Source organism: Nocardiopsis salina YIM 90010 (assembly GCF_000341025.1).
GTDB classification, from domain to species: domain Bacteria; phylum Actinomycetota; class Actinomycetes; order Streptosporangiales; family Streptosporangiaceae; genus Nocardiopsis; species Nocardiopsis salina.
The window spans coordinates 19,304-28,398 of the sequence record NZ_ANBF01000040.1 but is presented as its reverse complement, the minus strand read 5'-3'; the positions used below and the strand labels follow the sequence as shown (position 1 = coordinate 28,398).

Below are 9,095 nucleotides of genomic sequence, written 5' to 3'. Positions count from 1 at the left end.
GGACGGAGAGGTCAGGCTGCCGCCGTCCGAGTGCACGACCGCGGTGTCCTCGGTGAGGTCGACGGTGAGCAGGCTCCCGAAGCCGTCGTCGCCCCCGTCCCCCGCTGCGGGGCCGGAGGCAAGGTCCACCCCGGTGGCCATCGGCTCCACCCCCACCTGTGCGGTCCCGGTCGTCGGAGGCCCGGCCATGGCATCGGACGTCGGCAGAAGCAGGGGGGCGATCAGCACGGCGGCGGAGACGGCCGCGGGAACCGCTGCCGAACGGGGCGGACCGGGCCGTCTCGGGGGGATGCAGTTCACGGGGGACCCTTCCGTGTCGGAGCGCGGATCGGCGGTGGGGTGTGCCCGGCCCGGGACCGCACACACGACCCACGGCGCGATCCTTGCAGGGTCGGCCCACACACACGGGTGTCCGACATGAACGCGGGGCCAAAACTCTCCGGCCCCACTGCCCCGTCGCCCGTCCCCGGTCTCGCGAGGAAGGAGGCAGGGTCCCCGGCCCGACAGAATCAGGCGTTCGGCGGAAGGCCGGTCCCCGCGCCTCTCCGCCGTGCCCTGAGCAGGTCGTGGCGTTCCCTCGGCAGGGTCGGTTCGTCGGCGCCCTGCACCTGCAACCCGGCGTCCTCGATCATCTCCAGATCGGCCCGGCCCGGTCGGCCCTCACTGGTGAGGTAGTCGCCCACGAACACCGAGTTGGCGATGTGCAGGGCCAGCGGCTGCAACGAGCGCAGGTGGATCTCCCGTCCTCCGGCCAGGCGCACCTCCACGTCGGGAAAGACCAGCCGGGTGGCGGCCAGGATTCGCAGGCAGCGTTGCGGGGTCAGATGCCAGGTGCCTTCCAAGGGGGTGCCTTCGAAGGGCATGAGGAAGTTGACCGGCACCGAGTCCGGGGCCAACCGGTGCAGTGCGAACAAGGCGTCGACGAGGTCGTCGTCGGTCTCCTTCATCCCGGCGATGAGCCCCGAGCAGGGTGAGAGGCCGGCGTGCTCGGCCTCCTCGACCGTGGCCACCCGGTCGGCGAAGGTGTGGGTGCTGCAGATGTCGGCGTAGCGCGACTCGGACGTGTTCAGGTTGTGGTTGTAGGCGTCGGTTCCGGCGTCGCGCAGCCGGTCGGCCTGCCCCTGTGACAAGAGGCCCAAGCACGCGCACACCTCCACGCCCGGGTGCTGCCCCTTGATGGCCTCGATCGCGGGGGCGATACGGTCCACGTCCCGGTCGGTGGGCCCGCGGCCGCTGGCGACGAGGCACACGCGGGTGGCGCCCGCATCGATCCCGTCCGAGGCCGCAGCACGGGTCTGTTCGGGCGTGAGCCAGGTGTAGCGGACGATGTCGGCCTCGGAACCCAGGCGCTGGGAGCAATAGTGGCAGTCCTCGGGGCACAGGCCGCTCTTGAGGTTGACGAGGTAGTTGAGCTTGACCCGGCGTCCGAAGAAGTGCAGCCGCACCCTGAACACGGCGGCGATCAGGTCCATGAGCTCGTCGTCGGAACCGCTGAGCACGCTCAGCAGCTCCTGACGGGTGGGGGTACGGCGTCGTAGGGCCTTTTCGGTCAGGGCTTCCAGTTGTCTCACGGGCCCGATCCTCGTGGGCGGGAGCGGGCGCCCACAGCCGCCGAACCCGCCAAGAAACCCCGGGAAGTCTTGTGCGGCAGACCTGTTGGCTTCACCGGGGTCCGTCGCCGGCGTGCATCTGCTCGGCGTACCGGTCGAGCGTGGTCGCCAGCGCCCGGCAGTCGTCGGGATTCCCGGGTCCGGTTCCGTACGGCGCCGGAAAATGCGATTGCCCGTACCCCTCCCCCGCGTGACGATGGCGGGATGACAGCCCAGGAGATCGAACTGCCCATCGCCGACGGCACCCTCACAGCTCTGGACTTCGGCGGCCCCGCCCCCGGCCCCGGTTCCGGGCCGCCCGTCCTCCTGGTGCACGGGTCCGGCCACAACGCCGCCGCGTGGACGGACGTGGCAACACACCTGACGGAGCGCTGCCGGGCGGTCGCCGTCGACCTGCGCGGGCACGGCCGCAGTCCGCTCGAGTCCGACCGCGCCGAGCAGTACTGGCGCGACCTCGCCGCTGCCACCCGGGCCCTGGGCTGGGACAACCCCCTCCTCGTCGGCCACTCCATGGGCGGGTACGCGGTCACCGCCGTCACCGCGGCCGGCCTGGTCGACCCCGCCGCCGTCTGCATCGTCGACGGGCTGGTCCTGGACGACCGCGAGACCGCCGTGGCGCAGCAGGCGTACTGGAGCTCACCCGAGGCACTGGAACAGATCCGCACCCGATTCGGGTACGGCTGGTCGGCGACCGGGGACGAGATGCGCGCCTACATCGACCGCAGTGTGCGCGAGGCGCCCGAGGACTGGCTCAACCGCGGCTCACGTCCGGATCTGGTCCTGGCCCTGCTCGAGCGCTCGTTCACACGCAGCGGCGAACGCTGGCTGCGGCGTCCCACCGCTGCACAGATCGGCGTGATCAGCTCACCCGCCCCCGACGCGGCCGTCTACCCGAGCGTGGACGTCTACGACCGCTTGACCTGCCCCGTCACGATCGTCCTGCCAGATGAGGGGTTCTACGCCGACCGACGCGACGAGGTGCGGGCGCTGGTCGAGGGCCGTCCGGAACGCTCGCTCGTGGAGATGCACACACACCACAACGTGCCCATGGCCGCGCCGCAGGAACTCGCCGGGATCGTCCTCGACATGCTCTGACCGGGCGTCGCGCCGGAGTGGTGACCGACCCGGACCGGATCAGGCTTCCAGGTCCACCCGGAGCCGGCCGATCGTGAAGTGGAACGGCGCGGGGACCGGCGGGCGCCTGAATGAGGCCAGCCTCCGCAGGGCGAGGGCGGGCCTTCCGACGGACGCGTTGACCCCGGTGAAGAACACCTGCCGGGTACCGCTCCGGGTATCCCCTCCTTCCGCGCACAGGCTGGAGCCGGACAACACCCTCTGGAGCACCGCGCTCTCCCTCAGCGACGACCAGGAACGGATCCTCGGCACGGGGCACCACCTCGGCCAGGGACCGGTCCTGGTCCGGGACCGCTCCGGGGACTGCTCGAGGAACACCGCACCGGCGATCACCAGTACTCCGCCTCGACGACCGCACCCTCGGGACACGGCGTCCTGGTCGCCGATCACGCCACGGGGGACGAGATCCGCGACCGACCACCCCCACAGCCTCCGCCTCCTGGACGAAGCCCCGGAGACCTCACAGGCAGAAGTACGAGCTGCCCGCGCCGGACCCCGACGAGAATCCGCCGGACTGATCAGCCCGGCGCGGACAACCCTGCGCGCCACGCCCTCTACATCGCGTCGGCGCGGGCCATGACGCAGTCGAACTCGAGCACCCGGCCGGTGGTCTCCTCCCGGGTCACCGGGTACATGCCGGTGATCTCGAACCCGTCCGCCTCGAACGTGGCGATGGCCTCGGCCATCCGGGGCATGCCCTCGTAGATCTGCATGAGCGCGACCTCCGACTGCAGCCCCACGAACTCGCGCACGCGGTCGCCGCCGCCGGCGTAGGCCTCCAGATCGAAACCCTGGGTGTCGAGCTTGAGGTAGGGCCGCGGATCGTCGAGGCCGTCGAGGACCTTGTCGAGCAGCCCGTCGAGGCGGCGTACCTCGATCTCCTGCCCGCGGCTGCGTTTGAACCGCTTGTAACGGGTGTTCCCGAACTCGCTGGGCCCCAGCATCGAGCTCATGGACCCGTACACGACGTTGATGGTGTCGGTACGGTCCTCGCGCCCGAGTGCGTACGGGTAAACGTGCCAGTCGGGGTCGTTCGCAGCGGCTCTTCGGAGTTTCTCGGTGATCTCGGGTACGGGTTCGAACGAGACGATCCGTCCCCGGTACCCGTACCGGCGCAGTTGTTTGGCGTACTGGCCGGTGTTGGCGCCCACGTCGAGCACACAGTCGGCACGGTAGTGGTACAGGAGGGAAGCCACGTGTTCGGCGGCCAGGTGGTTCATGACCGCCTTGTGGGTGCGCTGCACGTCGGGTTTTCCGCGTCGCACGACCCAGCTCCCGCGCCCCAGGGGGACGACCTCGTACCCGTGGTTGCGGCTGACCAGCGCACTCCCGGGTTCGAGATCCTGCACACGGACGTTGAGAGTGCGGAGCAGGTTCAGGCCACGTCTGAGCAATGTCGGCATAGTGAGCCCCACGCTAAGCACCCGGACCCCGGCATGTCAGGGGACACGCAAAAATTTGTTTGGGGAACGTAAAAACGGCCGGCCCGCCCCCAGGGGGACGGGCCGGCCGCCGGTGCAGGTCCCGGTTCACCCCGCAGGGCTCACCGGTGTCGGGCCGAAGCTCGGCCGGGTCGGATCAGACCAGGTCGAAGCGGTCGGCGTTCATGACCTTGTTCCACGCCTCGACGAAGTCCTGGACGAACTTGTCGGCGGCGTCGTCGGAGGCGTAGACCTCCGCCAGGGCCCGCAGCTCGGAGTTGGAGCCGAAGACCAGGTCGGCGCGGCTACCGGTCCACTTGACCTTGCCGGACTCGTCCTTGGCCTCGTAGGAGGTGGAGAACTCGGCGTTCTTGTCGGTGGCCGTCCACTCGGTCTCCATGTCGAGCAGGTTGACGAAGAAGTCGTTCGTCAGCGCGCCCGGCTGCTCGGTGAGCACACCCACCTGCGAGTTGTCGTAGTTGGCGCCCAGCACGCGCAGACCGCCGACCAGGACGGTCATCTGCGGGGCGCTGAGGCCGAGCAGGTTGGCGCGGTCGACCAGCAGGTACTCCGCGGGAAGACGGTTGTCCTTGCGGTAGTAGTTGCGGAAGCCGTCGGCGACCGGCTCGAGGTAGGCGAAGATCTCCTCGTCGGTCTGCTCGGCGGAGGCGTCGACGCGGCCCGGCGTGAACGGGACGGTGACGTCCTTGCCGGCCGCCTTGGCAGCCTGCTCGACACCGGTGTTGCCGGCGAGCACGATCAGGTCCGCCAGGGAGACCTTCTTGTCGGAGGAGGCGTTGAACTCCTCGGCGATCTTCTCGAGCTTGCCGAGCACGGGGCGCAGCTCGTCCGGGTTGTTGACCTCCCAGTCGATCTGCGGCTGCAGGCGGATGCGCGCACCGTTGGCGCCGCCGCGCTTGTCACTGTCGCGGTAGGTCGAGGCCGAGGCCCAGGCGGTGGAGACCAGCTGGGACACGGTCAGACCGGACTCGGCGACCTTGCCCTTGAGCGTCGCGATCTCTGCGTCTCCGATGGTCTCGCCCTGCGCCTCGGGCAGCGGGTCCTGCCAGAGCAGCGTCTCGGACGGGACCTCGGGGCCGAGGTAGCGGACCTTCGGGCCCATGTCGCGGTGGGTCAGCTTGTACCAGGCGCGCGCGAAGGCGTCCTTGAGCTCCGCCGGGTTCTCGTAGAAGCGGCGGGAGATGGGCTCATAGACCGGGTCCAAGCGCAGCGCCAGGTCCGTCGTGAGCATCGTCGGCTTGTGCTTGACGTTCGGGTCGTGGGCGTCCGGAACGATCTCCGGGGCGTCCTTGGCGATCCACTGGTTGGCGCCACCCGGGCTCTGGGTGAGCTCGTACTCGAACTCGAACAGGTTCTTGAAGAACCCGTCGCTCCACTGGGTGGGCGTGGCGGTCCAGGTGACCTCGAGGCCGGAGGTGATGGCGTCGCCGGCCTTGCCGGAGCCGTGGGCGCTCTTCCAGCCCAGGCCCTGCATCTCCAGCGGGGCGGCCTCGGGATCGGCGTCGAGGTTGCTGTCGGGCGCCGCGCCGTGGGTCTTGCCGAAGGTGTGGCCGCCGGCGATGAGCGCGACGGTCTCCTCGTCGTTCATGCCCATGCGACCGAAGGTCTCACGGATGTCGTGGGCGGCGAGCAGCGGATCCGGGTTGCCGTTCGGGCCCTCGGGGTTGACGTAGATCAGACCCATCTGGACGGCGGCCAGCGGCTTCTCGAGCTCGCGGTCACCGCTGTAGCGCTCGTCGCCGAGCCAGGTGGTCTCGGGGCCCCAGTAGACGTCGTCGTCCGGCTCCCAGACGTCCTCACGGCCGCCGGCGTACCCGAAGGTCTCCACGCCCATGTTCTCGAGGGCGACGTTGCCGGAAAGGATGAGGAGGTCGGCCCAGGAGAGGTTCTGGCCGTACTTCTTCTTCACGGGCCAGAGCAGACGGCGGGCCTTGTCCAGGTTCCCGTTGTCGGGCCAGCTGTTGAGCGGGGCGAAGCGCTGCTGACCGGCGCTGCCGCCGCCGCGGCCGTCGTGCTGGCGGTAGGTGCCGGCGCTGTGCCAGGCCATGCGGATGATCAGCGGGCCGTAGTGGCCGAAGTCGGCGGGCCACCAGTCCTGCGACGTGGTCAGGACCTCGGCGATGTCGGCCTTGACCGCGTCGAGGTCGAGCGCCTGGAAGGCCTTGGCGTAGTCGAAGCCCTCGCCGAGCGGGTTGGACACCGCCGGGTTCTTGGCCAGGACCTTCAGGTTGAGCTTGTTCGGCCACCAGCCGCGGTTGGCGTCGCCCGCGGTCGGGTGCGGAGCACTGTTGCCGTGGGCAACCGGGCAACCGCCCCCGGTCTCGGTGTTTTCAGACATCGGCGTCCTTCCGGAGCAGGGAGGATGTGGTTCAGGAACTGTGCGTGCCGGAGCACTCGGGGCACGTGCCCCAGTAGACGACCTCGGCCTCGTCGATCGAGAAGCCGTGGTCGTCGGATGCGGTGAGGCAGGCGGCATGGCCGACGGCGCAGTCGACGTCGGCTATGGCCCCACACGATCGGCACACGACGTGGTGGTGGTTGTCTCCCACCCGTGTCTCGTAGCGCGCCACCGACCCCTGTGGCTGGATGCGGCGAACCAGGCCGACGCCGGTGAGCGCCTTGAGCACGTCATAGACGGCCTGATGGGACACTGCACCGAGCCGCCCACGCACGGCACCGATGATCGTCTCGGTGTCGGCGTGCGGGTGTTCGTGCACTGCGGAGAGCACGGCGACCCGAGGACTCGTCACCCGCAGCGCGGACTCCCGGAGCATCTGCTCGAAATCCGTAGGGGTTGGCATACCTGAAAAGCTAGCCGACTTTTTTTGACTGAGTCAAATGATGTAGCGAGTCAGCCCATACCGGACCGGGTGACCCCCACCACACGGCCGGTTCCGGCCTCTCCGTGGTGACCCCGAAGCAGCCGGGAACGCACCCTGTGTGGTGATCTGTCATCGAACGTCAACCGGGCCGACAACCCGGGATCTCCGGGATGCAACGAATCGTTCTCCTTTTGTTTGACCCGTCAACGCCGGGAAGGAGACGTTTGTCCTGTCTCGGGACGCCGTGTCCGCGGAGACCGACCTGTCGCAGACCTTCGCGTGCCATCCCCTCCTCCCCCCGACACACGGAAGAAACCGACGCATGCCCCTGAGGACCCGCATCAAGCAGACCGGAGAGCTGTTCATCCCCCGGCAGACCAGAGAACGCCGCGAGGACGAGCGCCGCGCCGCGCAGGAGGCCGCCGCCGAGGAACGCCGACTGGCCAAGATCGCCCGCAGACGCGAGGACCTCCTCGCCTCCGACCCCGAAACCCGCATGTTCGACCACCACGGCGAGGAACGCATCGGCCGGACGGTCGGGGCCTTCACCTCCGCCGGAGCCGCGGCACACCACCTGGAGCTGGTCACCCGGGCCCTCGACCGAGCGGAGATCCCCTACTTCCTGGTGAGGGGGCGCTCACCGCTGCGCCACGTCGTCGGGGTGCACCGCGACCGGCGCAAGGACTTCCTCGACGCCATGCGCGAGCTGTACGCCTCCAGCGCAGTGCACGCCGCCGCACCGGTGCGCGGTGGCGGGGTCGAAGGCGTCAGCGCCTACGTCGACGGTGCTCTGGAGACCGGGGTGAAGTCCGGGCTGACGATCCGCTTCGCCGAGTATCTTCTCTCCCCCGACGGGCGACTCATGGGCGGCTTCGAGTACGGGTGCGACGTGGAGTTCTGGCGGGACGGCGAGACGGTGATCGCGCGAGAGAACGCCGACGAGATCCTCTCGAAGCTGCGCACAGTGATCCCCCTGCAGGCGATGCCCGGAGCCCTCGTGGCCCCGCGCCGCAACCGGGTCTCGGACCTGCTCACACCCGAGGCGCGCGTGCCCGCGACCCTGCGCGTGCACGAGCGCGACCACCCCACGTACGAGCCCTTCACCTGGCGGTTGGCCGACGACGCCGACTTCCCCGTGGACGTGGTCTACACGTGGGTGGACGGCGCCGACCCCGAGCACGCAGCCAAGCGCGCCCGCCACAGCGGGGCCGCTGCCCCGTCGCTGGCCGCAAACCGGTCGCGGTTCGTGGATCGCCAGGAGCTGCGGTACTCGCTGCGGGCCCTGCACAGCTACGCGCCGTTCGTGCGCCACGTGTACTTGGTGACCGACGCGCAGGTCCCCGGATGGCTGGACCCCTCGGCGGAGGGGATCACCGTGGTCGACCACCGGGACATCTTCGACGACCCCGGCGCGCTGCCCACGTTCAACTCCCACGCCATCGGGGCGCGGCTGCACCACATCGAAGGGCTGTCGGAGCGCTACCTGTACTTCAACGACGACGTGTTCCTGGCCGGCCCGGCACGGGCGGAGGACTTCTTCCACGCGAACGGGATCGCGCGCCTGCCGTTCTCCCCGTTCCAGTTCGGGGCGGGAGCCCCGCTGCGGGACGAGGTCGCGCCCAACTCGGCCGGCAAGAACGTGCGGCGCCTGCTGCACGAGGACTTCGGCCGGCGGATCACGCACAAGTTCAAGCACGTGCCGCACCCGCAGATGCGCGAGGTCATGCTGGAGCTGGAGGAGCGCTACGCCGAGGACGTCGAGCGCACGGTGCGGTCTCGGTTCCGGTCGCCCGACGACGTGGGTTTCGCCGCGACCCTGCACCACCACTACGCGCTGATGACCGGCCGCGCTGTCCCCGAGGAGTACCGGCTTCGGTACGTGGACGTGGGCGCCGAAGACGCCGAGGAGAAGCTGGCGCGTCTGGAGGAGAGCGACGAGGTGGACTTCTTCTGCCTCAACGACCTCGACACCCCTCCCGAGGCGGAGGAGCGGGTGAGCCGGATGGTGCGGTCGTTCCTCGAGCGCCGGTTCCCGTTCCCGTCCCCCTACGAGAAGTCCGAGGCCTGAGCGCCGGAACAGACCCGTG

The 9,095-nt window shown here is 69.7% G+C and carries 6 protein-coding genes and 1 pseudogene; 2 read left to right on the top strand and 5 right to left on the bottom strand.

All coding sequences use genetic code 11. The features are described from left to right. Positions 1 to 300, bottom strand: a pseudogene (locus tag D474_RS32580) (phosphodiester glycosidase family protein); the annotation flags it as partial. Between the two features lie 209 nt (positions 301 to 509). Continuing rightward, the gene (gene bioB / locus D474_RS0104425) at positions 510 to 1,571 is read right to left on the bottom strand and encodes a biotin synthase BioB (protein ID WP_026118159.1); all 1,062 of its coding nucleotides are present in this window, start codon (positions 1,569 to 1,571) and stop codon (positions 510 to 512) included. 243 nt (positions 1,572 to 1,814) lie between these two features. On the opposite strand from bioB, the gene D474_RS0104420 reads away from it, so the two are divergent. Then, positions 1,815 to 2,705 (top strand): alpha/beta fold hydrolase, encoded by an 891-nt coding sequence (locus tag D474_RS0104420; RefSeq protein WP_017612391.1) that lies wholly within the window; start codon positions 1,815 to 1,817, stop codon positions 2,703 to 2,705. A gap of 593 nt (positions 2,706 to 3,298) precedes the next feature. Here the strand turns inward: D474_RS0104420 and D474_RS0104410 are convergent. From D474_RS0104410 to D474_RS0104400, 3 genes are all read right to left on the bottom strand, one after another. Beyond that, complete coding sequence (locus D474_RS0104410; protein ID WP_017612389.1) at positions 3,299 to 4,147, bottom strand: FkbM family methyltransferase; 849 nt, start codon at positions 4,145 to 4,147, stop codon at positions 3,299 to 3,301. 175 nt (positions 4,148 to 4,322) lie between these two features. After that, the gene (gene katG / locus D474_RS0104405; protein ID WP_017612388.1) at positions 4,323 to 6,524 is read right to left on the bottom strand and encodes a catalase/peroxidase HPI; all 2,202 of its coding nucleotides are present in this window, start codon (positions 6,522 to 6,524) and stop codon (positions 4,323 to 4,325) included. A gap of 31 nt (positions 6,525 to 6,555) precedes the next feature. Then, positions 6,556 to 6,987, bottom strand: coding sequence for a Fur family transcriptional regulator (locus tag D474_RS0104400; protein ID WP_026118158.1), 432 nt, complete (start codon positions 6,985 to 6,987; stop codon positions 6,556 to 6,558). Positions 6,988 to 7,330: 343 nt separating this feature from the next. Here D474_RS0104400 and D474_RS0104395 point away from each other — a divergent pair, with 343 nt between their 5' ends. Then, positions 7,331 to 9,076, top strand: a complete 1,746-nt coding sequence (locus D474_RS0104395) for a stealth family protein (protein WP_026118157.1) — start codon at positions 7,331 to 7,333, stop codon at positions 9,074 to 9,076. Positions 9,077 to 9,095: the final 19 nt, after the last annotated feature.

Coding starts and splice junctions, on each gene's coding strand:
- D474_RS0104420 (WP_017612391.1), top strand. CDS start 1,815: ATGACAGCCCAGGAGATCGAACTGCCCATCGCCGACGGCACCCTCACA.
- D474_RS0104410 (WP_017612389.1), bottom strand. CDS start 4,147: ATGCCGACATTGCTCAGACGTGGCCTGAACCTGCTCCGCACTCTCAAC.
- katG (WP_017612388.1), bottom strand. CDS start 6,524: ATGTCTGAAAACACCGAGACCGGGGGCGGTTGCCCGGTTGCCCACGGC.
- D474_RS0104400 (WP_026118158.1), bottom strand. CDS start 6,987: ATGCCAACCCCTACGGATTTCGAGCAGATGCTCCGGGAGTCCGCGCTG.
- D474_RS0104395 (WP_026118157.1), top strand. CDS start 7,331: ATGCCCCTGAGGACCCGCATCAAGCAGACCGGAGAGCTGTTCATCCCC.